Annotated in this window: 23 protein-coding genes; 5 read left to right on the plus strand and 18 right to left on the minus strand. The window is 61.5% G+C overall.

What is annotated here, in order from left to right:
• Positions 1 to 6: 6 nt before the first annotated feature.
• The 3 genes from J3O30_RS09530 to J3O30_RS09540 all read right to left on the minus strand — a co-directional run bounded on the left by J3O30_RS09530 (position 7) and on the right by J3O30_RS09540 (position 1,908).
• Positions 7 to 408, minus strand: a complete 402-nt coding sequence (locus J3O30_RS09530; RefSeq protein WP_207583915.1) for a PilZ domain-containing protein — start codon at positions 406 to 408, stop codon at positions 7 to 9.
• Positions 409 to 492: 84 nt separating this feature from the next.
• Positions 493 to 1,374 carry a DMT family transporter gene (locus J3O30_RS09535; protein ID WP_207583916.1) on the minus strand — a complete coding sequence of 294 codons (882 nt, stop codon included), beginning with the start codon at positions 1,372 to 1,374 and terminating at the stop codon, positions 493 to 495.
• Positions 1,375 to 1,446: 72 nt separating this feature from the next.
• Positions 1,447 to 1,908, minus strand: coding sequence for an Lrp/AsnC family transcriptional regulator (locus J3O30_RS09540; RefSeq protein WP_207583917.1), 462 nt, complete (start codon positions 1,906 to 1,908; stop codon positions 1,447 to 1,449).
• 154 nt (positions 1,909 to 2,062) lie between these two features.
• Here J3O30_RS09540 and ald point away from each other — a divergent pair, with 154 nt between their 5' ends.
• Positions 2,063 to 3,181, plus strand: a complete 1,119-nt coding sequence (gene ald, locus J3O30_RS09545) for an alanine dehydrogenase (protein WP_207583918.1) — start codon at positions 2,063 to 2,065, stop codon at positions 3,179 to 3,181.
• Positions 3,182 to 3,197: 16 nt separating this feature from the next.
• Here the strand turns inward: ald and J3O30_RS09550 are convergent, their stop codons facing one another.
• The 5 genes from J3O30_RS09550 to J3O30_RS09570 all read right to left on the minus strand — a co-directional run bounded on the left by J3O30_RS09550 (position 3,198) and on the right by J3O30_RS09570 (position 7,253).
• Positions 3,198 to 3,707: a DUF1203 domain-containing protein gene (locus tag J3O30_RS09550; RefSeq protein WP_207583919.1), complete on the minus strand. Its 510-nt coding sequence runs from the start codon at positions 3,705 to 3,707 to the stop codon at positions 3,198 to 3,200.
• Positions 3,708 to 4,017: 310 nt separating this feature from the next.
• The gene (locus tag J3O30_RS09555) at positions 4,018 to 4,578 is read right to left on the minus strand and encodes a GNAT family N-acetyltransferase (RefSeq protein ID WP_207583920.1); all 561 of its coding nucleotides are present in this window, start codon (positions 4,576 to 4,578) and stop codon (positions 4,018 to 4,020) included.
• Positions 4,579 to 4,583: 5 nt separating this feature from the next.
• Positions 4,584 to 5,453 (minus strand): 3-mercaptopyruvate sulfurtransferase, encoded by an 870-nt coding sequence (gene sseA / locus J3O30_RS09560; protein WP_207583921.1) that lies wholly within the window; start codon positions 5,451 to 5,453, stop codon positions 4,584 to 4,586.
• Positions 5,454 to 5,471: 18 nt separating this feature from the next.
• Positions 5,472 to 6,209, minus strand: a complete 738-nt coding sequence (locus J3O30_RS09565) for an alanyl-tRNA editing protein (RefSeq protein ID WP_207583922.1) — start codon at positions 6,207 to 6,209, stop codon at positions 5,472 to 5,474.
• A gap of 6 nt (positions 6,210 to 6,215) precedes the next feature.
• Complete coding sequence (locus J3O30_RS09570; RefSeq protein ID WP_207583923.1) at positions 6,216 to 7,253, minus strand: cysteine synthase A; 1,038 nt, start codon at positions 7,251 to 7,253, stop codon at positions 6,216 to 6,218.
• 226 nt (positions 7,254 to 7,479) lie between these two features.
• Here J3O30_RS09570 and J3O30_RS09575 point away from each other — a divergent pair, with 226 nt between their 5' ends.
• Together J3O30_RS09575 and J3O30_RS09580 are read left to right on the plus strand one after the other, a co-directional pair.
• Positions 7,480 to 8,139 (plus strand): ChrR family anti-sigma-E factor, encoded by a 660-nt coding sequence (locus J3O30_RS09575; protein ID WP_207583924.1) that lies wholly within the window; start codon positions 7,480 to 7,482, stop codon positions 8,137 to 8,139.
• 99 nt (positions 8,140 to 8,238) lie between these two features.
• The gene (locus J3O30_RS09580; RefSeq protein WP_207583925.1) at positions 8,239 to 9,072 is read left to right on the plus strand and encodes an SDR family NAD(P)-dependent oxidoreductase; all 834 of its coding nucleotides are present in this window, start codon (positions 8,239 to 8,241) and stop codon (positions 9,070 to 9,072) included.
• Here the strand turns inward: J3O30_RS09580 and J3O30_RS09585 are convergent, their stop codons facing one another.
• The 5 genes from J3O30_RS09585 to J3O30_RS09605 all read right to left on the minus strand — a co-directional run bounded on the left by J3O30_RS09585 (position 9,073) and on the right by J3O30_RS09605 (position 14,533).
• Positions 9,073 to 10,332 (minus strand): cyclopropane-fatty-acyl-phospholipid synthase family protein, encoded by a 1,260-nt coding sequence (locus tag J3O30_RS09585; RefSeq protein WP_207583926.1) that lies wholly within the window; start codon positions 10,330 to 10,332, stop codon positions 9,073 to 9,075.
• Between the two features lie 95 nt (positions 10,333 to 10,427).
• Complete coding sequence (locus tag J3O30_RS09590; RefSeq protein ID WP_207583927.1) at positions 10,428 to 11,279, minus strand: DUF1365 domain-containing protein; 852 nt, start codon at positions 11,277 to 11,279, stop codon at positions 10,428 to 10,430.
• Positions 11,276 to 12,607 carry an FAD-dependent oxidoreductase gene (locus J3O30_RS09595; RefSeq protein WP_207583928.1) on the minus strand — a complete coding sequence of 444 codons (1,332 nt, stop codon included), beginning with the start codon at positions 12,605 to 12,607 and terminating at the stop codon, positions 11,276 to 11,278. Before J3O30_RS09595 ends, J3O30_RS09590 begins: the two co-directional genes overlap by 4 nt.
• Positions 12,604 to 14,052, minus strand: a complete 1,449-nt coding sequence (locus tag J3O30_RS09600) for a deoxyribodipyrimidine photo-lyase (protein WP_207583929.1) — start codon at positions 14,050 to 14,052, stop codon at positions 12,604 to 12,606. Before J3O30_RS09600 ends, J3O30_RS09595 begins: the two co-directional genes overlap by 4 nt.
• A gap of 154 nt (positions 14,053 to 14,206) precedes the next feature.
• A complete protein-coding gene (locus J3O30_RS09605; protein WP_207583930.1) occupies positions 14,207 to 14,533 on the minus strand; it encodes a hypothetical protein in 327 nt (108 codons plus the stop codon).
• Positions 14,534 to 14,735: 202 nt separating this feature from the next.
• Here J3O30_RS09605 and J3O30_RS09610 point away from each other — a divergent pair, with 202 nt between their 5' ends.
• Both J3O30_RS09610 and J3O30_RS09615 read left to right on the plus strand, forming a co-directional pair.
• Positions 14,736 to 15,047: a hypothetical protein gene (locus tag J3O30_RS09610; RefSeq protein ID WP_207584297.1), complete on the plus strand. Its 312-nt coding sequence runs from the start codon at positions 14,736 to 14,738 to the stop codon at positions 15,045 to 15,047.
• 122 nt (positions 15,048 to 15,169) lie between these two features.
• A complete protein-coding gene (locus tag J3O30_RS09615; protein ID WP_207583931.1) occupies positions 15,170 to 15,847 on the plus strand; it encodes an HAD family hydrolase in 678 nt (225 codons plus the stop codon).
• Between the two features lie 27 nt (positions 15,848 to 15,874).
• Here the strand turns inward: J3O30_RS09615 and J3O30_RS09620 are convergent, their stop codons facing one another.
• The 5 genes from J3O30_RS09620 to J3O30_RS09640 form a co-directional block, all read right to left on the minus strand.
• A complete protein-coding gene (locus tag J3O30_RS09620; RefSeq protein ID WP_207583932.1) occupies positions 15,875 to 18,532 on the minus strand; it encodes a nitrate reductase in 2,658 nt (885 codons plus the stop codon).
• Positions 18,533 to 18,868, minus strand: coding sequence for a nitrite reductase small subunit NirD (gene nirD / locus J3O30_RS09625; RefSeq protein WP_207583933.1), 336 nt, complete (start codon positions 18,866 to 18,868; stop codon positions 18,533 to 18,535).
• A gap of 4 nt (positions 18,869 to 18,872) precedes the next feature.
• The gene (gene nirB / locus J3O30_RS09630; RefSeq protein WP_207583934.1) at positions 18,873 to 21,323 is read right to left on the minus strand and encodes a nitrite reductase large subunit NirB; all 2,451 of its coding nucleotides are present in this window, start codon (positions 21,321 to 21,323) and stop codon (positions 18,873 to 18,875) included.
• A 17-nt stretch (positions 21,324 to 21,340) separates the two neighbouring features.
• The gene (locus tag J3O30_RS09635) at positions 21,341 to 22,582 is read right to left on the minus strand and encodes a nitrate/nitrite transporter (RefSeq protein WP_207583935.1); all 1,242 of its coding nucleotides are present in this window, start codon (positions 22,580 to 22,582) and stop codon (positions 21,341 to 21,343) included.
• A gap of 434 nt (positions 22,583 to 23,016) precedes the next feature.
• Complete coding sequence (locus tag J3O30_RS09640; RefSeq protein WP_207583936.1) at positions 23,017 to 24,300, minus strand: CmpA/NrtA family ABC transporter substrate-binding protein; 1,284 nt, start codon at positions 24,298 to 24,300, stop codon at positions 23,017 to 23,019.
• Positions 24,301 to 24,317 lie beyond the last annotated feature (17 nt).

Below are 24,317 nucleotides of genomic sequence, written 5' to 3' on the forward strand. Positions count from 1 at the left end.
GCAGCCTTACGATTTCAGAGTCAACGGCGCCAAATGAGGTGGGCGATCGCCGTTGGTATGGGTTCTAAGTTGGCGTACCGCCAGCACCGGCCGTATTTCCTTATGGAAAAAGCGGAAATAGGAGGAGACCTGCGCCCGCGCATTCGAATTCACGTCGAACTGGATGCCGACACGGCCATTGTGCTTCCAGCGGATGATGCCTTCGAGCATCCCAAGGTTTTCAGCCTCGATACGGACCTTGCTGCCGGATGCGGCATGGAGCGGCGTCTTCATCTCCAATGCGGCACCGGTCGCCGACAGGTTGAGGATGCGGGCATCCACCTCGCTGTTCAGATATTTGACGCTGCCGAAGACGCGGCAGTTTTTCCGGTCGGCCTTACGGGCCGTGATTTTCAAGTTGCGGGTCATATGTTCTCCCCTGATACAGCCAGGGAGCATAGCGCCCGAAAATTGAAATGGTTTTAGGGGCTTGGCTAAAATTGCAGTGAAACGTCAATTGGCTGTGGCCGTCCTGCGCCCCACCACATGCTCGCGCCAGATGGTGAAGATCCCGGCGGAAACGACGATGATCGAGCCGATGATCGTGTTGATACTGAGCGTTTCGTCATAGATCGTCACACCGATGATCGAGGCGTAGACCAGTGACAGATAGGTCAGCGGCTGAACCGCGGCGGCATCGAGGAGATCGTAGGCGCGGATCAAGAAATAGTGGCTGGAAATGCTGGTCATGCAGACCAGCGCCATCCAGCCCCAGTCTCCAGGCGACATAGAGCTCCAGTAGAACGGGCCAATGATGCTCATCGTGATGCCGCCGATGACGCCGGTATAAAAGAAGCTCGTCATCGACGAGTCGTCGCGGCTGACGAGACGCGTGGCGATGACGTAGAAGGCGAAGTTGAAGCAGGAAATAATGGCCAGCAGCAGTTTCACATCGAAAAACTCGCCTTCCGGCTTCAGGATCAGCAAAACCCCGAAAAGCCCGACGCCAATTGCAATCCATCGTCGCCAGCCAACCCGCTCGCCGAGGATCGGCATCGACAGCAGTGCGATCAGGATCGGCGTCGCGGAAAAGATCGCTTGTGAGCGGGCAAGGCCGATCACGGCAAAACAAGTGATGGCCAAAACCACCTGAACGGCAAGCAGCACGCCGCGCGTCACCTGAAGCATGGGGCGTTTGGTACGGGCCGTCGCCCTGATGCCGCCGCGCATCTTCGAGGCGAGGATGATCGTGAACAGCGCGAAAGCCCAATAGCGGATCATCGTCACGAAGATCGGCGGATAGGTCGCTGCCAGATGTTTCGAGATGGCGTCCTGCAGCGAAAAGATGGTGATCGCCAGCAGGACGAAAATATAGCCTTGGGTCTTCGATGTCATCACATGCCAATGAACGGGAAACGCCCGCGCGCACCGAAAGTCTGGGCAGGCTTTCCGTGGATATGCAAGGGCTCAAAGCCCGACATTCGGCTTGTCGATGATTTCTCTGAGCGCGAAGCTCGAATTGATCTTGACGACATGGGGCAGGGCCGACAGCCAATCGCGGTGGATGCGCTCATAATCCTCGAGATCGCGGGCGGCGACCCTGAGGATATAGTCGTATTCGCCCGACATCAGGTAACAGACGAGCACGTTCGGGCAGAGTTTCACCGCTGCCTCGAATTCGGCCAACGTCTTGGCGAACTGGCCGGACAGCGAGATATGCACGATGGCGATCATCTTGTAGTCGAGCGCCTTATGCGAAAGCCGCGCATGGTAGCCGCCGATGACACCGCTTCGCTCTAAGATGTCGAGCCGGCGCGAACAGGCCGAAGGCGACAGGCCGATCCTTTCGGCAAGCTCGGCATTGGTGATGCGGGCATTGGCCTGCAGCACCTTAAGAATCGCAAGATCGATGGTATCCAGATCGGCCATTCGAAGAACCTTCGAAAAAATATAGAGCGTACGCAATAATCACCGAAAAATCGCCTCTTCGCAAATCGTCTTTGCAAGGACATTTCACGCCCTTGGTGGTTGGATTCAGTGTCCGAGGAAATCCGCGACTGCGGATGACATGAGAGGAACGCAAATGCGTGTCGGTTGCCCGAAGGAAATCAAGAACCATGAATACCGTGTCGGCCTGACGCCGGCTTCGGTGCGTGAATATGTTGCCCATGGCCATGAGGTCTGGGTTGAAACCAAGGCGGGCGCCGGCATCGGCGCCGATGACGGCGCCTATGCTGCGGCTGGCGCGAAGATCGCCGCCTCCGCCAAGGATATTTTTGAAAAATGCGATATGATCGTCAAGGTGAAGGAGCCGCAGCCCTCCGAATGGGCGCAGCTCCGCGACGGTCAGCTTCTCTACACCTATCTGCATCTGGCCCCCGATCCCGATCAGACCAAGGGTCTGATCGCCTCCGGCGTCACCGCGATCGCCTATGAGACGGTGACCGACGAACGCGGCGGCCTGCCGCTGCTGGCGCCGATGTCGGAGGTTGCCGGTCGCCTGTCGATCCAGGCGGGCGCCACCGCCCTGCAGAAGGCCAATGGCGGCCTCGGCATCCTGCTCGGCGGCGTGCCCGGCGTTCTGCCGGCCAAGGTCGCGGTCATCGGCGGCGGTGTCGTCGGACTGCATGCCGCCAGGATGGCCGCCGGCCTCGGCGCCGATGTCAGCATCCTCGACCGGTCGCTGCCGCGCCTGCGCCAGCTCGACGATATCTTCGCAGGCCGCATCCACACGCGTTATTCCAGCATCCAGGCTTTGGAGGAGGAAGTCTTCACGGCCGATCTCATTATCGGCGCCGTGCTGATCCCAGGTGCCGCCGCGCCGAAGCTCGTCACCCGCGAAATGCTATCCGGCATGAAGAAAGGCTCGGTCATCGTCGATGTCGCCATCGACCAGGGCGGCTGCTTCGAGACCTCGCATGCGACGACCCATTCCGATCCGACCTATGAGGTCGACGGCGTCGTTCATTATTGCGTCGCCAACATGCCGGGCGCGGTACCGGTCACCTCGGCGCATGCCCTGAACAATGCCACGCTGGTCCACGGCCTGGCGCTTGCCGATCGCGGCCTGCGCGCCATCGCCGAAGACAAACATCTGCGGAACGGCCTGAACGTGCACAAGGGCCGCATCACCAACAAGCCAGTCGCCGAGGCGCTCGGCTACGAGGCTTTCGCACCGGAAAGCGTATTGAACGTAGCGTAAGCTATCTCACTCTACGTCAAGTGAGGGCGCCGGTCTCCGCAAGGGCTGGCGTCTTTACCTTGTCGATCCGGCATTGGAAGCAGTTGTTGCGGGCCGAGCGAACGTGCACATAGGCGATGTCAGGCCGCGCCAGCAGCTTTTCGCCGTAGGCCGGAATATTGGCGATATCAGTCACTGCGCCGGTGCCATAGACGATGCGGTCGTTCTCGCTATAGCCGCGGACGATGAAGTCGGGGCTCATCGTCAACATTGGCGGCTGGATCTCCTCGGCGGCGTAGCGTCGGCAGGGCTGCTTGTGGAGGAAAATCGGCCCGGTTTCGGCATAGGGCTGCAGCTCCGGGAACGGCCGGTAGGCGAAAACCAGAAACTCCTCGCCTTCTTCGATATTCCCCAGGCAGTGGCGGCAAGGGTTGCCGTCACCGTCGGAAACCGCCGTCTCAGGCAGGTTGTCATAGGCGTCGCGGCCACCGCTCCAGAGATGTTCAGCGTCAGTGGTCGGCATGGCGGCAAAACGAATGGCGGTCACGGCAAATCTCCTTGTGATCGCCATGAAATTGCACCCGGACCATCGCCCAAGCCACCCGTTTCTTGCGGGTGCTATTGCTTGTCGAGATCGCCGCGGACAATCTCGTACTTGATGCCAGACATGCCAATTCATCGACGTTTGAAGAGAAGTTTCCACCTCTCTTCCCTCATTCCTATGCTCGTCACAGGATTCCAGTGCGCCCAAGTCCTTGGGCGCGATAGACGCTTTCCTTTGTGGGATTGCTTCATTCCCGGCGCAGACGCGCCGTGTCTGGATTCCTGTGACAGGCACAGGAAGGTAAACCAAACAGTCAGCTTTTCCGCGCCATCTCCAGCAGCTCCTTGTCGCTGAGCGGCCGGACGATACCGGTGCCGGTCGAGACCGGGGAGAAGCCGTACATCTGGTAGAGCTGCAGTGCGCGCGGGTGGTCGAGGTTGTTTGTTGTGGTGGTGACCCGCTTCGGATTGAGCGACCAGATGGCGTATAGCGCCTGCAGCAGGAACCATTTGCCGATGCCGAGGCCGAGCGCGTGTTCGATCAGGCCGAAATGGCTGAGCTCGATCGTATCTTCGTCCTCGCAGAAATATTCGTAGAAGCCGGCGGGCGCGCCGTTGACGTAGAGGACGCTGATATTGTTGCGCTTGTCGTTCAACGTCTCGGCAAGCTGCTCGTCGCTCATGCGCAACCGGTCCACCCATTGCCAGCGCGCGCCGACCTGCCGGTACAGATAGCGGTAAAAGGGCAAGGGGATCTCGGGAGCGCGCATGATCGCCGTCTGGATATTGACGGGCACCGGCATGCTCGCCTTCGGCGGCGCCGTCATTTCCAGCCGGGTGATATGCGCTTTGAGCGACGCGGGTGTTTTCCCCATGGCGATCAGGCTTTGACCGGCGTCGGCGGGCCGGTGACGATAGGCGTATCGTCACGGCTGCCCCATTCGCTCCACGAGCCGTCGTAAAGTTTGTTGTCGTGATGGCCGAGCGATTCCAGCGCCAGCGTGATGATTGCTGCGGTGATGCCTGAGCCGCAGGAGGTGACGACAGGCTTGGAAAGATCGATGCCGGCATCCTCGATGGTCTGTCGCAGTTCGGGCAGCGACTTGAACCGGCCCTGGTTCGCGAAGGCACCGGAGGGCAGGCTGCGGGCGCCCGGCATATGGCCGGAGCGCATGCCGGCGCGCGGCTCGGGCTCGGCAGCAGCGAAGCGGCCGGCGCTGCGGGCATCGGCAATCTGCATCGCACCGCTCGAGACGATGTCACGCATCCTATCGAGCGTCACCACCCGGCTCTCGTCGAAGTCAGGTGTGAAACTCGCTGGCGCATAGTTGGGTGCGGTGCTTTCGAGCGGACGGCCTTCGGCCCTCCAGCCGTCGAGACCGCCGTCGAGCACGAAGACGTTCTTCGCGCCCATCACCCGGAACAGCCACCAGACGCGCGGCGAGGCGAACAGGCCAATGCCGTCATAGACGACGATCCGATCGTTTTCGCTGATGCCGAGCCGGCCGACTTCGGCGGCGAAATAGTCAGGCGAGGGGATCGTGTGCGGCAGCGACGTCGAGTGGTCGGCGATCTTGTCCTGGTCGAAGCGGATGGCACCGGGAACATGACCGGCCGCATATTCGGCATCGGCATCGCGTTTCTGCGCCGGCAGATAGAAGGAGGCGTCCAGCACGCGCAGGTCCGGCTTCCCGAGTTCCGCCTGCAGCCAGTCGGCCGACACGACGAAACGGCTCTTGGTCTCACTCATTGTGGTCTCCCTTGATGGTCAGGCTTCGTCGCCGGGCGTGCCGAAGCGGATGCGGAAGCGCCGGTTCTCTTTGCCCTTCTTCTCGATCTTGGCGATGTGGATCTGCCCGACTTCCTGAGTCTCGGAAACATGTGTGCCGCCGCAGGGCTGGCTGTCAATCGACGAGTTCTCGCCGATGCAGACGAGGCTGACGCGGCCGAGCCCCATCGGCGGGCGGACATTCTTCGATTTGACGATATCAGGATTGGCCGCAAGCTCTTCGTCGGTGATCCATTGCAGGGTGACCGGATGGTTCTGACCGACCAGTTCCATCAGCTTGGCCGTGACTTCGTCTTTGTCGATCGTCTCGGTCATGTCGAAGTCGACGCGGCTTTCCTCCTCGCCGACGGCAGCCCCGGTGATCGGAAAGGAGCAGACGACTGAGAGCAGATGGCAGGCCGTGTGCATGCGCATCAGCCTGTAGCGGCGCAGCCAGTCGAGGTGCAGCACCAGCGTCTCGCCGACCACGGGCTTCGGCTCGTTTTCAAGTGGCACGTGGATGACGATATCCTTGCTCGGACCGTGCTTCGTCTGGCCAAGGGCGATCTTGGTGCCGTCGGCGCGTTCAAGCTCGCCGGTATCACCCGGCTGGCCGCCGGATGTCGCATAGAAGCAGGTCTGGTCCAGTTCGATGCCCCCATCTTCGTGAACGGCGGTGACGACCGCCTCGCATGTCGAAAGATAGAAGTCGTCACGATAGAGGGCATTGACGGGCATGGGATCTCACGCGGGCTCGTAGGGAACGTTTATATCGGGTGACCTGGCAATCCAGCCTGGAACGGGCAGCCCCTTCGACGTCAGGAAGTCCGGGTTGAAGAGCTTCGACTGATAGCGGTTGCCGTAATCGCAGAGGATCGTCACCACGGTGTGGCCGGGGCCTAGATCCCGGGCGAGATTGACCGCGCCGGCAATGTTGATCGCCGTCGAGCCGCCAAGGCACAGGCCCTCGTTTTCGACCAGATCAAAAAGATAGGGAAGCGCTTCTGCATCGGACACCCGATAGGAAAAATCGGGGGTGAAGCCTTCGAGATTGGCAGTGATGCGGCCCTGTCCGATGCCCTCGGTGATCGAGGAGCCCTCGGATTTCAGCGCGCCGTTCTGGTAGAATTCATAGAGAGCGGCGCCATCGGGATCGGCAATGCCGATCTTGACGTCTGCCTTGAAAGCCTTGAGGCCGGTAGCGACACCTGCCAGCGTGCCGCCGGAACCGACCGAGCAGATGAAGCCGTCGATCTTGCCGTCGGTATCGTTCCAGATCTCTGGGGCGGTCGTTTCGATATGCGCCTGCCGGTTGGCGACGTTGTCGAACTGGTTTGCCCAGATCGCCCCGTTCGGTTCGGTCTTCGCCAACTGCTCGGCGAGCCGGCCGGAAACCTTCACGTAGTTGTTCGGGTTCTTGTAGGGAACGGCGGGCACCTCGACGAGTTCGGCGCCGAGCAGTTTCAGAGCGTCCTTCTTTTCCTGGCTCTGCGTTTCCGGGATGACGATAACGGTGCGGTAGCCGAGCGCCTTGGCGACCAGCGTCAGCCCGATACCCGTGTTGCCGGCCGTGCCTTCAACGATCACGCCGCCGGGCCGAAGCAGGCCCTTCCGCTCTGCGTCGCGGATGATAAAGAGCGCGGCGCGATCCTTCACCGACTGGCCGGGGTTCAGGAACTCCGCCTTGCCGAGAATGGTGCAGCCGGTCGCCGCCGACGCACCCTTGAGTTTGATCAGGGGCGTGTTGCCGATGGCTTCGAGGACGGAAGGGTGGAAGGTCATGGAATCTGCCTCTATTCGAACTCTTACTTTAGGAACGGTCTTTTCCCTTCACAAGGCTGAGTTGGCAAGAAATGCTATTCCACGCCTCTGTCGGGCACGATAAAATTTGGCCTTCCTCCCCTGAAATGACGCGTAGCCGACAATCCCACCGTGCGCGGAGTGATCCGAAGATTGACTTTCCCCGTACGGATGACGACAAAGCGAAAACGGAGCGCGGCAACAGGGCGTGACCGAAACCGGCATGATTCACGAGCAGATCGATACGATCGATGCATTGATGGCGCATTATGTCGCCGGCTCCTTGCCTGAGCCGGCGCGTGTGTTGGTGCGGTCCCATCTCGAAATGACGCCGGATAATCGCAGCCTGGTCAAAAGCCTCGAGCTGCTGGCCGGGGAGGCCCTGGAAAGCGCGCCTGTTGCTGCCATTGCCGATCGCGACCGGCGGCTTTCGGCGATCTTTTCCTCGGCGCCTCCCGTCTCTGTGCCACGTGCGGCAGCGCGGCCGGAAAACGTACTGTTTCCCCAAGCGTTGCGCGATCTCGTCGGCCGCGAGGTCGAGGATGTGCCCTGGCGCAAGCGCTTGCCGGGCTTCAAGGAATATTGCTTCGATATGGACGGCTGCGAGGTCAACCTGATGTGGATCCGCCCGGGCCGTGCCTTGCCGGCGCATACCCACAAAGGCATGGAACTCATCCTCATCCTCGACGGCGCCTTCAACGATGAACGCGGCCGTTTCGGCCCCGGCGACATCTCCATCGCCGACGAGACGGTCGACCACCGACCGGTCGCCGAAAAGGACAGGCCTTGCATCGCCTTTGCCGTTTCGGACGGGCCGGTCAGACTGACGGGATCCTTTCGTCAGATGATCGGCGACCTGATCGGCTGAAAGCAGCCACAATGGTGTGATAGAGCCATAAATCCGGGAGACGCAGAGAACTTCCGGACCTGTTTTCGTGTTGGTCAGGCAGAGCCGGAGGAACATGTGATGCATGATTTCATCGCCCGTCCCGAACATGGAATCGTCTGGATCACCGGGGCAAGTTCCGGGATCGGCCGGGCGCTTGCGCTGAAGCTCGCGGCCGAAGGATACAAGGTCGCCGTTACCGCCAGACGTCACGAAAAGCTGGTCGAGCTGCAGGCCGAAGCCAGCGGTCTTTCCGGCAGTATCGTGGTTCTCGACGGCGACGTCACCGATGCCGAGGACATGGAACATGTCATGGCCTCCATCGAATATGAGCATGGCACGCTCGCCATGGCGATCCTCAATGCCGGCGTCTACCTGCCGGTCCATGCCGAGGACCTGAACCGCGCCGATTTCGAAAAAAGCTTTGCCGTCAATCTTTCCGGCGTCGTCAACTGTCTGCTGCCGGCGATCGGCCATATGAAGGCGAAAGGCCAGGGGCAGATCGCCATCGTCTCCTCCGTCACTGGCTATGGCGGCCTGCCTACGGGTGCGGCCTACGGCGCCACCAAGGCGGCGCTGATCAATATGGCCGAAAGCCTGAAATTCGATCTCGACAAGATCGGCATCCGCATCCAGCTCGTCAGCCCAGGCTTCGTCGATACGCCGGCGACGAGGAGGAACGCCTTTCCGATGCCGGCCTTGGTGTCGCCCGAAGACGCCGCCCGGCAGATTGCCGCCGGGCTGAAATTGCGGGCCTTCGAGATCACGTTCCCGAAGCGCTTCACAACCATGCTGAAACTGGCGCGCCTGCTCCCCTATGGTGCTTATTTCACGCTGGTGAACCGAGTGACCGGCTGGCGGGAGCGGCCGCCATTGACTGGTCACCATTCGGTGACGCCGCATTTAGCGGAATGATCACCGGCGCGAGAACACGACTTGGCGCACATCGATATTGCGGGCGCGGAAGCCGGCCTCGCAATAGAACAGGTAGAATTCCCAGAGCCGCTTGAAACGCTCGTCGAAGCCCATCGGGCGGATGCGCTCCCAGACCGACCAGAAGCGCTCGCGCCATTCGGCAAGCGTGCGCGCATAGTCGAGCCCGAAGCCGAAATCCTTGTCCAGCGACAGGTCGACCTTGCCGGCGAGTTCGGCCAGATGGTTGCGCGTCGGCAGCATGCCGCCGGGAAAGACATATTTCTGGATGAAGTCGGGATTGCTGCGATACTGGTCGAAGGATTCTGGCTGGATGGTGATGATCTGCAGGCCTGCCTTGCCGCCCGGCTTCAGGCATTGCCTGAGCTTGGAAAAATAGGATGGCCAGTATTTCTCGCCGACTGCTTCGAACATCTCGATCGAGACGATCCGGTCATAGAGCCCGGTCTCGTCGCGGTAGTCCTGGAAACGGAACTCGACGCGGTCGCCGAGGCCGGCTTTGCGGATGCGCTCCTCGGCGAAAGCGAGCTGCTCGCGGCTGATCGTCAGCCCGGTCACCTTGCAATTTAGCTCGCCTGCTGCGAATTCGGCAAAACCACCCCAGCCGCAGCCGATCTCCAGCACGTGATCCCCAGGCCCGATGCCGGTCGCCTCCGCGAGCGCGCGGTATTTGGCATTCTGCGCCGATTGCAGGTCGTTGGCCCCGGTCGAATAGAGTGCCGAGGAATAGGTCATGCTCGGATCGAGCCATTGCTTGTAGAAATCGTTGCCGAGATCGTAGTGGGCGGAAATGTTCCGCTTCGAGCCCGTCCTGGTATTGGTGTTCATCCAATGGCGGACGCGCTCGAAGAGGCGGCCAAGGCCGCCCTTGCCATGCGCATAGCTGTAGACGGACTCGCCGTTGACGAGGAAGAGTTCAAGGAAGGCGGCGATGTCGGGGCTGTCCCAATCGCCGTCCATATAGGTTTCGGCAACCCCGATCGTGCCGCTCGTCAGCGCCCGATAGGCAAGATTCCAGTTGTGGAGGCTGAGCGCCGCCTTTGGACCGGCCTTCCTGCCCTCGACCAACAGTCTGCGGCCGTCGGGGAGGGTAACGGCGAGCGAACCGTGCTGCATGTGCAGAAGTCCGCGCACAGCCAGCTTTGCCTTGAAGGGCAGACCTTTCACCATGCGGGACATGTTTTCGGCCGTCAGCGTCACCGCATCACGAGCCAGCAGATTCCAGTCCTGCGCCTTACTCATCTCTCCTCCTCCAGCATTTTTTGCCGGTTAGGGGCGACGATACATCCGTGACGATGTGTTCGGGCGGCCTCCGGCCATTACATCGAAAGCTAATGTCATTCCGCCGCGTCTGCAAGCGGGCAGGGCTGGTGGATGCTGACTTCAGGCGGCGGGGCCGGACGCCTGATATAGCGCGCGCCTTTCAGCCAGAGTTTCAGCGCTTCCCAATGTATACCGGCCACGATTTTGACGGTGAGGAAAGGTATGTACGCCGTCAGCCTTAGCAGCGAGGCGCTGGTCAAGGGCTCTTGTCGCCCGGAATACGTCGCCGAAAGCAGCGGGCCTTCATTGTCGGTTTCGAGGATTCGCCAGCGGATTTCCGCGCCGGGCGGCAAGATGCGGAAATGATAGCGCCCCACCACACCGATGAAGGGCGAGACGTGGAAGAGCTTTTCGCAGCTCTGGCGAAGCCCGCTTTCCGACATCTCGCCGCGGCCGACGGGACAGACATAGCTGTGCCGCTCGCCGAAGGTGTTGCGCACCTCGTAGATCATCGCGACGAGTGCGCCACCGGCATCATAGGCGTGGTAGACGCAGAGCGGGTTGAAGACATAGCCGAGAATTCGGGGATAGCAGACGAGCAGGATCCTGTCGGCACGATCGAGCCCCGCTTGGGTCAGCAGCCGGTCGGCATAGATGCGTAGTCGCGTGTTGCCGGCATCGGCATGGTCCCTTTCGTAAAACGACACGAGATTGCCTCTGTTGACGGAAAACAGCATCGACGCCAGGTCCGCCTCATCGAGCCGATCAAGATCGACAAGCAGCGAGAAGACGCGGTAGCGGAAGCGATGGCCGAACGGTTTCATCCGTTGATGCATGATGTCGCCGACATAGAGTGCTGCCGCCGCATCCGGTGGCGGGCCGTTGGCCACCGTGTCCATGCCACGCTTTTCGCCGCGTCCTCTCATGCTGTTGCATCCGGTTGAGGTTCCCAGGTTCGGACCGTCCGCCAGGGGATGATGCCGCCCATCGCCTCCGCTGCCGCCAGGCCGGAAACGAGGCCATCCTCGTGAAATCCATATCCCGTCCAGGCGCCGGCGAAATGGCAATTGTTCTCTCCCTGAATGGCGGCAAGCGCCTGCTGCGCCTTCACCGCTTCGGTCGAAAATTGCGGATGCTCGTAGGCGAATTCCGCAAAAACCCTGCGGGGGTCCGGCTCACGATCCGGATTGAGCGTCACGAACAGCGGAAAATTGTCGTCGATGCCCTGCAGCCTGTTCATCCAGTAGGTGACGGCCACGCCTGCCTTTCCATCTACGCGGCTGGAACGCAGATAGTTCCACGAAGCCCAGACCTTGCGCCGCTGCGGCATAAGGGCTTCGTCGCGGTGCAGGACGACGCGGTTTGGCTGATAGGGGATGGCGGCAAGCAGTCTCCTTTCCCCGTCGGTAGCATCGACGAGCAGGCGGGCTGCCTGGTCGCTGTGGCAAGCCAAGATCACTTTGTCGAAGGCGTGTTCGCTGCCCGTATCGTCAATGATCGCGATGCCGCTCGCGGAGCGGCGCACGCTGCGCACGCCGCAGGAAAGCTTCATCCGTTCGCCGAGCGGCTGAAGCAGCCGGTCGAGATAGGTGCGGCTGCCGCCGGTCACCGTCCGCCACTGGTGCTGCCGGCGATAGATCAGCCGGTGGTTGTCGAAGAAATTGACGAAATGTTCGGCGGGAAACTGCAGCATGCGGGCGGACGGCGTCGACCAGATGGCCGCCGCCATCGGCAGGAGATAGTTGTTGGTGAAACCCGGCGAAAAGCCGCGCCAGTCGAGATAATCGCCGATCGAACGGGAGGCGAGATGGCCGGCCGCCCGGTCTTCGAGGCAGGTGCGGTTGAAGCGCAGGATCTCACGAATCATCCACAGGAACGACGGCCGCAGCAGATTGCGCTTCTGTGCGAAGATCGAAGACAGCCCGCCGCCGCACCATTCCAGTCTGCCGCGGTCGAGTGAGAGCGAAAAGCTCATGTCGCTTGCATGCGTGGCGATGCCGAGCTCGGCAAAGAGCGTCGTCAGATTTGGGTAATTCTGTTCGTTATAGACGATGAAGCCGGTATCGACCGCAATCCGAACCCCATCGTAATCGACGTCGACCGTCGCCGTGTGGCCGCCCGCCCGCGCTTGGCTCTCGTAGAGCGTAACGTCGTGTACCTGACACAGCGCCCAGGCCGCGGAGGCGCCCGAGATGCCGGAGCCGATGATGGCGATCTTCAGCCGGCGGGGAGCAGGACGCAAGTGCGCGTTCATGTGGCGTCCTTTGTGGCGTTGTAGGCGGCGAGCGCCCGGTTGCGCGCGCGCGTGTGGTCGACGATCGGTTTCGGATAGGTTTGGCCAAGCGTGATGCCTGCCTCGTCGAGCATGCTCTTTGGCGCTTCGAACGGCCGATGGATGTATTTTGCCCCGAGCTCTCGAAGCTCCGGCACATGAGCTCTGATATAGTCACCGTCCGGATCGAAGGTCTGGCCCTGCAGCACCGGATTGAAGATCCGGAAAAACGGTGAGGCATCGGCTCCTGAGCCAGCCACCCACTGCCAGCTTGCGGCGTTGTTGGCGGGATCGGCATCGACCAGCGTGTCGCGAAACCAGGCCTCGCCCCGGCGCCAGTCGACCATCAGATCCTTGATGAGGAATGAGGCGACGATCATGCGTACGCGATTGTGCATCCAGCCATGGTGCCAGAGCTGGCGCATGCCGGCATCGACGATCGGGTAGCCGGTCACCCCCCGGCGCCACGCGTTGAAATCGTCATCGTCGTTGCGCCATTCGAAGCCGTCGAATCGATTTTTCCAGTTTTCAGAGGCAAGCTGCGGGAAATGGAAAAGCAGGTGATAGGAAAATTCGCGCCAGGCGATCTCCTTGCGGAAATGCACGATATCGGCCGCCGGCACTTGGCTCGTAAGACCGCGTGTCGCATCCCAGATTCGGGCAGGGGAGATCTCGCCAAGTGCCAGATGCGGTGACAGCATCGATGTCGCTTGCTTCGCAGGATAGTCGCGGTTCTCTTTGTAGCCATCGAGCGCTTCCTCGACGAAGTCACGTAGGTTCTGCTGCGCACCTTCTTCGCCCGGCGTCCAGAGATCGCCAAAACCCTTCGCCCAGTTCGGCTTCGTCGGCAGCAGTCTCCAGCTCTCCGGCCTTTCGGATTTTAGAAGCTGCGATGCCAGCCTTAGTTTCGCAGGCGCGGCGAGCGGCCGCTCTGGTTCGCCGGCGGCCTCCAGCGCCCGCCAGAAAGGCGTGTAGACGCGATAGGGTGTGCCGGCGCCGGTCATCAGCCGGGAAGGTTCGTGCAGCAGCTGGCCGCCGAAGCTTCTCGCCTCGATCGCCTGCTTTTCCAGTTCGTGCTTGATTTGGATATCGATGGCGATTCCGGATGGATCGTAGCGGCGGTTCCAGAAGACGGCTTCGGCACCACTCTCCCTGATCAAAGCGCAGAGCACCTCGAGGGCCTCGCCGCTGGCAAGCACCAGTCCTCCCTGCTGCTTGCGCAACGACCTGTCGAGCGCTTCCAGCGAATGGTGCAGCCACCAGCTTTGCGCAGCGCCCAGTGGACCGGTGCCTGCCGTGGGCTCGTTTATATAGAGGGGGATGACCGGCCGGCCGGAGAGATCGGCTGCATTGAGAGCCTGGTTGTCGTCAAGGCGCAAGTCCTTGCGAAACCAGAGAATGGCCGGTTTTGCCGCGTCCTGTGCCAATAAAGCCGTTCCTGCTTGTGTTCTTTTCGACCTGCTACGAATGTACGGAACGGCCGGATCAAAAGTTTCATCCGCGAGAACAAGCTTTGCATCGCCGGCGCGACATGAAAAAGGCCGGCGTGAACCGGCCTTTTCTGTCAGCGGAGGGTGCCTGTTAGTTGTCGTACTCGCGGCAGGCGTCGCTGATCGATGCGCCGCTCTGACCGCCGCGGGTGTCGACGCCGGACATCTGTTGCGGCATGCCGGGGCATTCCATCGATTGCGGACGGCCGATGCTTTGTGTCGTCATCGGGTCAACCGCCATGCTGCGCACCGGATACATGCCGTTGTCACTGTTGGTGTAATCGGATGAATAGCTACCTGAACTCGGATCGGTCGAGCCGCCATTCGTCGGCCCGATCGGGTCGGGGTTCGACTGGCCAAAGGCAGACGATGCCATGCCGATCGCAAGCAGCGAAGCGGCAATAAGGGACTTGGTCATGAGGATATCCTCCTTTGATTTTCATCTTGGGTGGCCCTCGGGTAACCGCCCGCTGGAATCATTGTTCCGAAATTTGCCAAAAAACTTTTACGCGAACCTTGCATGGTTACGCATAAACCTTAACGGGCGAAGCCGCTGGATCGGCATCGCCGCCTGCCTTAATTGCTGGATAAACGCTGAAAACCGGCAGCATGAGGCCGCTATGTTCATTTCCTCTCGCGAGGCCGCAGATTTGGGCCTCCAGATTGCCCTTGCACTCGCCTTGACAGCAAGCGGCATGGCGATCGCGTCCTCTGCCGTGGGCCGCGAGAAGGACAGGATTTCTTCAATCGACGTCAGCCGCCCCTCGCTATGGACCGCCACTCCGATGCGCGTCGATCCAACCGCGCAAGCCGAGCTGCGCGCCGATACTCCGGTCGCGCGGGAGCTCGCCGCCAGCACCGATACCCTCTGCCACGACTCGATTGGTCTCCGACTCTCCTGCGGCTTACTGGCCACCCGCACGGCTTTCTAAGGCGGTTTTTGCCTTCTCAAGAGCGGCCGTCGTCTTTCCGCAAGCTTGCAAAATGCAATAATTTGCCGTTATCAATCGATAGCAACGACCGTCCGATATTCCTCCTTAAAAGGATCTACGTTTTGTCCCTGCCGATGCCCCGTGGCTTCGAGAAGCCTTATGCCGCCTTCCTGTTCGATATGGATGGCACCATTCTCAATTCGATCCAGGCGGCCGAGCGTGCATGGAGCGACTGGGCAAGGCGTCACGGGCTCGATGTCGCCACCTTTTTGCCGAAGATGCACGGATCGCGTGGCATTGACACGATCACCCGGCTGAACCTGCCCGGGGTGGACCCCGAACATGAATCCAGGCTGGTGACCGAAGCCGAAATCGCCGATGTCAGCGACGTCGTTGCCATTCCCGGTGCTGCGACATTCCTGAGTTCACTGCCTCCGGATCGCTGGGCGATCGTTACATCCTCGCCGTTGCGTCTTGCCCATCGGCGGCTGGAGGCGGCAGGCTTGCCGGTGCCGAAATTCATGGTGACGGCGGAGGATGTGAAGGTCGGTAAACCCGATCCGCAATGTTATATTCTGGGCGCCGAACGGCTCGGCGTCAGCACCCATGATTGCCTGGTGTTCGAGGATGTCGCAGCCGGCATCGTTGCCGGCGAGGCCGCCGGCGCCGATGTCATGGTCGTCACCGCTGCTCATCACCACAAGATAGAGACGCGGCATCCGACCCTCGCATCCTATGACGAGATTTCGGTGCGTATCTCAGCCGACCATAAGATGTTCATCGTCCCGAACGCGGCCTGATAGCAGCCGCGTCACGTTTCCTGCCGTTCACTCCGCGGCAGCGGCAAGACAGCGATCGATGATGCTGCCGATTTCGCTGCGGCAGGATCCGCAATTGGTACCAGCACTCGTTTCCTTGCCGACAGTCTCGACGCTGTGGCATCCGCCGTGCACGGCGGCAGCGATCTGGTTGACCCCGACGCTGAAGCAGGAGCAGACGGTGGCGCCCGGATCCGGCCTGCCGGCGCCGGGACGGCCTGCGACGAGTGCAAAGCGTTTCCTGAGGTCGCTATGCGAGGCGGAAAGCTGCGAGATCGCCCAGTTGCGGGCGACGGCGACCGGTTCGCGGGCGAGGAACAGCGCGGCGAGCAGGGTCTCGCCATCGAAGAAGGCCAGCCTGAGGTCGCCGGATTGCCGATCGGCATAACCCAGCGGCTCGATTTCATCGGGAATGGCGAAAACCGCGCGGCACCAGGCCGTCCAGTCGTCGACAGTGTTTCTGAAGGCAAGTTCCAGCCGCCAGCCGCCGTCGGCTTTCGCCAGCGCCCAATAGGCTGCCTCAGGTGTCGCCGGTTTTGTCGCCGAGACGGCGAAGCCATAATGGGTGGCGGGGAAGGGCCGAACGGCAACGGCAACGTTCTTCGACGCCGGCTGGCCGGAAAACGGATCGGTTATCGGCGCGACCACGGCGTCGATCCGCGCTTTCGCGGCGAACTGGTCGTTCCAGTGCATCGGCGCAAAGATGCCGCCGCGTGCCTGGCGATCGGTCACCAGCGCCCGGACGATCGCTTTGCCATGGGGGCTGTCGATCTCGACGAGGCCGGCGCTTGATATACCGGTCTCGATGGCGTCGCGCGGATGGATCTCGGCAAAGGGTTCGGCGATGTGGGCGGAAAGCCGCGCGCTCTTTCCTGTGCGCGTCATCGTGTGCCAGTGGTCGCGGACGCGCCCGGTGTTCAGCGTGAAGGGGAAATCGGCATTGGTGCGATCGGTTGCCGGCGGTTTCATCGCGATGAAGCGCGCCTTGCCGTCGGCATGGAAAAACCCGCCCTCGGCGAAGAAGCGGGTGATGCCGGGTGCGGTCCCTGGCGCCTGCGGCCATTGAAAGGGCGATAGTTCATCGTAGGCGCCGTCGCTTATGCCGGCACGAGCGCCGATGTCGAAATCGCGGCTGCCGTTATTTTCGAAGGCGGAGAGGGCGGCATGTTCGGCAAAGATTGCGGCCGGTGCATTAAAGTCGAAGGCGGCGGCAAATCCCATGCGGCGTCCGACCTCTGCAAGCTGCCACCAGTCGGCCTTGGCATCGCCTGATATGCCGAGAAACGGCCGTTGTCTGGAAATGCGCCGTTCGGAATTGGTAACGGTGCCGTCCTTTTCGCCCCAGCCGAGCGAGGGTAGAAGCACATCTGCGTGCCGGGTCGTATCCGTCTCTTTGAGGATGTCGGAGACGACCACGAAGGGACAGGCGGCGATCGCGCTTTCGACGCTGTCGGCATCCGGCATCGAGACGACGGGATTGGTGGCCATGATCCAGAGCGCCTTGATGCGCCCGTCGGCCACGGCGCGGAACATGTCGACCGCCTTCAGGCCCGGTTTTGCGGCGATGACCGGTGAATTCCAGAAGCGCTGCACGCGGTCCCGGTCTTGCGGATTTTCGATCGCCATATGGGCGGCAAGCATATTGGCGAGACCGCCGACCTCGCGCCCGCCCATCGCGTTCGGCTGGCCGGTCAGCGAGAACGGTCCCATGCCTGGGCGGCCGATGCGGCCGGTCGCCAGATGGCAGTTGATAATCGCATTGACCTTGTCGGTGCCGGAGGAGGATTGGTTGACGCCCTGGCTATAGCAGGTCACGACTTTCGGCGTGGTCTCGAACAGGCGGAAGAATTCCCGGATCTGCATGGCCGGCAGGCCGGTCCGCTCCAGGAGATCGTTGATATCAAGCGCCGCGGCAGCCGCAAAGGCGTCGGCGAAATCTTCCGTGTGGGAAGCGATATAATTTTGGTCGATTGCCGGGCTTGTCGCGAGATGGGCAAGCAGTCCCATGAACAGCGCGACGTCGCCGTCCGGGCGGATTGCCAGATGCAGGTCGGCGATATCGCATGTCATCGTCCGGCGCGGATCGATGACGACGATGCGCATGTTTGGCCGCGCCACCTTTGCGGCGGCAAGCCGCTGGTAGATGACGGGATGACACCAGGCGAGGTTGGAGCCGGTGAGCACCACCAGATCGGCGAGTTCGATATCCTCGTAGGTTCCGGGCACCGTGTCGGCGCCGAAGGCGCGGCGATGCCCCGCCACCGAGGAGGACATGCAGAGCCTTGAATTGGTATCGATATTGCCGGAGCCGATGAAACCCTTCATCAGCTTGTTGGCGACGTAATAGTCCTCGGTCAGCAACTGGCCCGAGACATAGAAGGCAACGGAGTCAGGCCCGTGTTCGGCGATCGTTTCGGAAAAACGCCGGGCGACCAGATCCAGCGCCTCGTCCCAACCGCTGCGCTCGCCTGCGATTTCGGGGTAGAGAAGCCGGCCATCGAGATCGATGGTTTCGGCAAGTGCCGACCCCTTCGAGCACAGCCGGCCGAAATTCGACGGGTGCTCGGGATCGCCCTTGACGCTGACTGAGCCTGCCTCGTCGACGGTGGCGAGAACGCCGCAGCCGACGCCGCAATAGGGACAGGTGGTCTTGACCTCGGCTACCATCTATTCCGCCGCCATCATCAGGCTTTCCAGGGCAATGAACAGCCTGCCGTCTTCGTTCAGCACCTGTATCGTCCGGACCTCGCCCTGGTCGGCACCGAGAGCCTTGCCGGTTTCCAGCGAGATCACCCAGTTGTGCAGCGGGCAGGTGACGGCTTTGCCGTGAACGATGCCCTGAGACAGCGGCCCGCCCTTGTGTGGGCAATGATCCTCGATGGCGAAGACCTCGTTTTCGGCGGTGCGGAAGACGGCGATTTTGCCCTGCGGTGTCTTTACGCAACGCGCCCCACGTAGCGGGATGTCGGAGATGTCGCCTATTGCGATCCAGTTCATGTCCATCTCCTTACTCTGCAGCCTGCGGATAGCCGATCGTCGCCATCGGCTTGAACTCATGCTTGTCCTTGCCGGAAACACGCTCCGACCACGGGTCGACCTGGGCAAATTTTTGGCTGAAGACGAAGCGCTCGTAATAGGCTTTGCGCTTTTCGGCATCGCCCATGATCTGCCGGCGGATTTCTTCGAGGCCAACACGCTTGGCCCACTTGTAAATGCGCTCGAGATAACGGGCCTGCTCGCGGTACATTTGCGTCAGTGCCACGATATGCTCCAGCGCCTCGTCCTCGGTCCGCACGAGCCCAAGGACCTCCGTACCCTTGATGTCGAGACCGGCGGCACCGGCGAAATGGATCTCGAAACCGGAATCGACGCAGATCACGCCGATATCCTTGCAGGTTGCCTCGGCGCAGTTGCGCGGGCAGCCGGACACGGCCAATTTCAGCTTGGCCGGCGTCCAGGAGCCCCACATGAATTTCTCGATGCGGATGCCGAGACCGGTGGAATCCTGGGTGCCGAAGCGACACCAGTCGGAGCCGACGCAGGTCTTCACTGTGCGCAGACCCTTGGCATAGGCCTGGCCGGAAACGAAACCGGCCTTGCCGAGGTCGGCCCAGACGGCGGGCAGGTCTTCCTTCTCGATACCGAGCAGGTCGATCCGCTGGCCGCCCGTCACCTTCACCATGGGGATCTCGAATTTGTCGACGACATCGGCGATGGCGCGCAGCTCGTTCGAATTGGTGACGCCACCCCACATCCGCGGAACGACGGAGTAGGTGCCGTCCTTCTGGATGTTGGCATGGACGCGCTCATTGATGAAACGCGACTGGTAGTCGTCGGCATATTGGTCCGGCCAGTCGCTGACCAGGTAATAGTTGAGTGCCGGCCGACATTTGGCGCAGCCGCAGGAGGTCTTCCATTCCAATTCCTGCATGACGGCGGGGATGCTCTTCAGCCCTTTCGCCTTGATCAGGCGGCGGACGTCGTCATGGCCGAGTTCGGTGCAGGTGCACATCGGCTGCACGGCAGCCGGGTTGTAGCTGTCGCCGAGCGTCAGCGCCATGAGTTGTTCGACGAGGCCAGTACAGGAGCCGCACGAGGCGGATGCCTTCGTGTGGGCCCGCACGTCGTCGAGCGACGTCAGCCCTTTGCCTGAAATCGTCGAGGTGATCTTTCCCTTACATACGCCGTTGCAGCCACAGATCTCCGCGTCATCCGGCAAGGCTGCAACGGCCGCCATAGGGTCCAGCGGCGACCCTCCCTGATAGGCCTGTCCGAAGATCAGCGTCTCGCGCATCTCCGAAATATCAGTCGCTTTTTTCTTCAGGTCGTTGAACCAGGCGCCGTCAGCGGTCTCGCCGTAAAGCACGGTGCCGATGATCTTGTTGTCCTTCAGCACCAGGCGCTTGTAGACGCCGGCGCTGGCATCGCGCAGCACAATTTCCTGGCGGTCGTCGCCGTCGGCGAAGTCGCCAAGGGAATAGAGTTCGATGCCGGTGACCTTGAGCTTGGTCGGTGTATCCGCATGCACGAAAGCCGGCGAGCGATCGCCCGAGAGATGTGCTGCGGCAATCCGAGCCATTTCATAGAGCGGCGCAACAAGGCCGTAGACCATGCCGCCCACCTCGGCACATTCGCCAAGCGCAAGAATATTGCCATCCGAGGTCTGCATGCCGGCATCGACGACGATGCCGCGATTGACCGCAAGGCCGGCGTCCTTCGCCAGGCCCACACTCGGACGAATGCCGACGGCCATTACCACCAGCGTTGCCGGGATGATGCGGCCGTCGTCAAGCTCGATACCCTCGACCCTGCCGTTGCCGACGATCGCCTTGGTATTGGCCTTGCAGATGACCTTGATGCCACGTTCTTCGACCGCCTTCTGCAGCAGATAGCCGGCGGCGGGGTCGAGCTGGCGCTCCATCAGCGTCGGCATGACGTGCAGCACGGTGACGTCCATGCCTCGCTGGGCAAGACCGGCCGCCGCTTCGAGGCCAAGCAGACCGCCGCCGATGACAACAGCCTTTTCGCGCGACTGAGCGGCAAGCAGCATCGCCTGCACGTCGTCCAGATCGCGATAGGTGATGACGCCCGGCAGATCCTTGCCGGGGACCGGGATGATGAAGGGCACCGAACCGGTTGCGATCACCAGCTTGTCATAGCTTTCGGTGACGCCGTGGTCGGAGGTGACGGTCTTGGCGACGCGATCGATGTTGACGATCTTGTGGCCCTTGTAGAGCATGATGCCGTGCTTGATGTACCAGCCGTCACCGTGAATGATGATCTGCTCGTAGTCCTTCTCCCCGGAGAGAACCGGCGACAGCATGATGCGGTCGTAATTGACGCGCGGCTCGGCATTGAAGATCGTAACTTCATAGCGTCCGGGCGCCTGTTCGAAGAGGTGCTCCAACATGCGCCCGGGCGCCATGCCATTGCCGATGATGACAAGTTTTTCGGTCATATTTCCAAGTCCTTAGATCAGGTTGCAGCCACGGGCGCGGAGTGCCCTTGGCGCGACAGTTGCTTTACGGACAGGTGCATCCAGATGAGAGAAGCGACGACGATTGCAAAGAGCAGCAGGAAACAGCTGGACCATAGGCCGGTCATGTCCTTGAGCAGGCCGAAGGCGATCGGCAAGATGAAGCCGCCAAGGCCGCCCATCATCCCGACGATGCCACCGACGGCGCCGACGCTTTCGGGATAGTAGGCGGGAATGTGCTTGTAGACGGCGGCCTTGCCGAGGCTCATGAAGAAGCCGAGCACGAAGATGACGACGATGAAAATGGCAGGCGTAATCGTAGCGGCCGGCAGGGACAGAATGAGGGTGGCCACGGCCGATACGGCCAGCATCGTATACATGACGCTGCGTGCGCCCTTTTTGTCCGACAACACGCCGCCGAAGGCGCGGAAGATGCTGCCCGGGATCGAGTAGCAGGCCGCAACCATCCCGGCCGTTTCCAGGTTGAAGCCGTAGACGCCGACCAGATAGCGCGGCAGCCACAGCGACAGGGCAACGAAGCCTCCGAAGGCGAAGAAATAGTAGAGCGAGAAACGCCAGACCTGAACGTTCTGCAGCGGCGCGAATTCCTGAGCCAGGCTCTTGGAGGCGACGCCGCGCTCGCGGCGAAGACGGAAGGCCGGGTCATCGGTGGTGGTGAACCAGAAGACGATTGCCATCAGCGCCAGACAGACGGCCCAGATCTCCGCAACCGCCTGCCAGCCCCATGCCAGCAGGACGAAGGGGGCGGCGAATTTGGTCACGGCCGCGCCGACATTGCCGGCGCCGAAGATGCCGAGCGCCGTTCCCTGCTTTTCCGCCGGGAAGAAGGGCGAGACATAGGCGACACCGACCGCGAAGGAGCCGCCGGCAAGCCCGACTCCGAGACCGGCAATCAGCATCTGCGAATAGGTCTGGGCGTAGGAGAGCAGGAATGTCGCCAATGCGGCGGCCAGCATGGTGATCGTGTAAACGAGACGGCCGCCGTAACGCCCTGTCCAGATGCCGAGGACGATGCGCACCAGCGAGCCGGTGAGGACCGGGGTGCCGACCAGTAATCCGAACTCCGCCTCGTTCAGGCCGAGATCCTGCTTGATGCGGATGCCGATGATCGCAAAGATCGTCCAGACGGCGAAACAGAGGGTGAAGGCGGCTGTGGAGATCCACAATGCTTTGGCTGGTTCGCCGGCGGACATAGGCTCTGCTTTCTCGATGACGGACATGGCTTCTCCGTGGCCCGACGAGGTCGTGCCGATCCATTGTTGGGGGTTAAAACAAAAAAGCCGCTGGCCAGGCCGCGCATACACGAGGTGCGCGAAGTATCCTGATCAGCGGCTTTGCTGGTGGCGCCCGTCGTTGGACGCCGAATTCATGTCAGTAGGACCTACGTCTTCAATCTGAAGAGCAATGTCTCTGTTTTGCGCGAGCGCCTAATGCGCGCTCATTGTGCTGATCGTCGTTGATCTGCGCGCTAATAACCCTGCAAGCTGTGTGCCAGATTGGTGTTTTCATATCAAGGCACTGAATAAAAACAGTATTTTTAAAAGTCTGTCGTCTGCTCGTTTTTGGGGCTACTAAAAATCGTGCAAATTTTTTGTGCGTTGCGGTGGGGCGGACGGAGATCATTGCTGGCGTTTTGTGCAGGCCGGCCTGTCGATCAGGTCTCATCGCTGTGGGAAGCGAAGGGCAGGGTGCTCCGAACGGCGAAGCCCGCAACATAGTCCGGCAATCGCGTCGGATCGAAGACGTGGTCGTCCATGAAGCGGTCGCCTTCGTCATTGCCTTCGATGCGGATATCGGCGTCATCGGGTGCGTTGTCGTCGCCGAGGGCTCTGCGATAAAGATCGGGGCGATAGGCGGATGCGGCGGCCCTTGCGCTGTTGAGGCTGGCCTCGGCCTGTCCCCAGCGGATCATTTGGCTGTAGATCCATAGAGCATGGCTTGGCCGGGGATAGTTGGCGAAGCCGGAATGGAACATGAAATAGTCGGCAATGACGCGGCGGTTGCCCTTTGCATCGAGGCTGAATTCGCCGGCGAGAACACGGCGAATGATCTCGACGGGGGCGGCGATATAGCGGGAATCGGCAAGTGCTGCCGCCAGCGTGTCGTGATTGTCCGGCCGGTCGCACCAGCGGGCTGCGGCGTCGAGCGCCACGATCAGCCGGGAAACGGTTTCCGGATGGCTTTCCGCCCAGTCCGGCCGCATGCCGATCACCTTTTCCGGAGCCGATGGCCAGATATCCTGTTTGGCGGCAACGATGCTGCCGAGGCCGCGCTCCGAGGCGACCATATTCCACGGCGCGCCGACGCAGAAACCGTCGATCGCGCCGGCTGCAAGCGCGTCCGAAGTCAGTGGCGGCGGCACGACGACGAGCTTGACGTCCCTGTCGGGATCGATGCCGCCAGCCGCCAGCCAGTAGCGGAATTCGTAATTATGGGAGGAAAAGGGATAAGTGACCCCGAAGGTCGGTAGCGGCTCGCCGCGCATCTTCATCGCCGCCAGTGTCTTCGCCAAAGCTTGCGCATTGTCGAGCGCATTTGCCGTTTCCGGCAATCCCGCGTCATTTCGCATCCTGTCGAAAAGTCGCGCCGACAGCGTGATCGCGTTGCCGCCGCGTCCCAGAGAAAACGGCGTGATTGTCGGCGAGGGATTGGAGCCGAGACCCAGCATGGAGGCGACTGGCATCGGCGACAGCATGTGGGCGATATCGAACTGGCGGAATGCCAGGCGGTCGCGGACAGTCGCCCAGGAGACGTCCTTGACGAGATCGAGCGTCAGGCCTTCCTTTTGCGCAAAGCCGAATTCTGCCGCCGCAATCAGCACCGATGCGTCGACGAGCGGAATGAAGCCGGCCCGCAGCACTTTCGGCCCTTCGTTGTTCACGCGCACGGGCGAGGGCAGCCCGCCGCTAAAATTCGTCGCCTTCGTCATCATATCCACTCCGGTTCCTCCGGAAA

The sequence above is a fragment of the Rhizobium sp. NZLR1 genome (genome assembly GCF_017357385.1).
GTDB lineage: Bacteria > Pseudomonadota > Alphaproteobacteria > Rhizobiales > Rhizobiaceae > Rhizobium.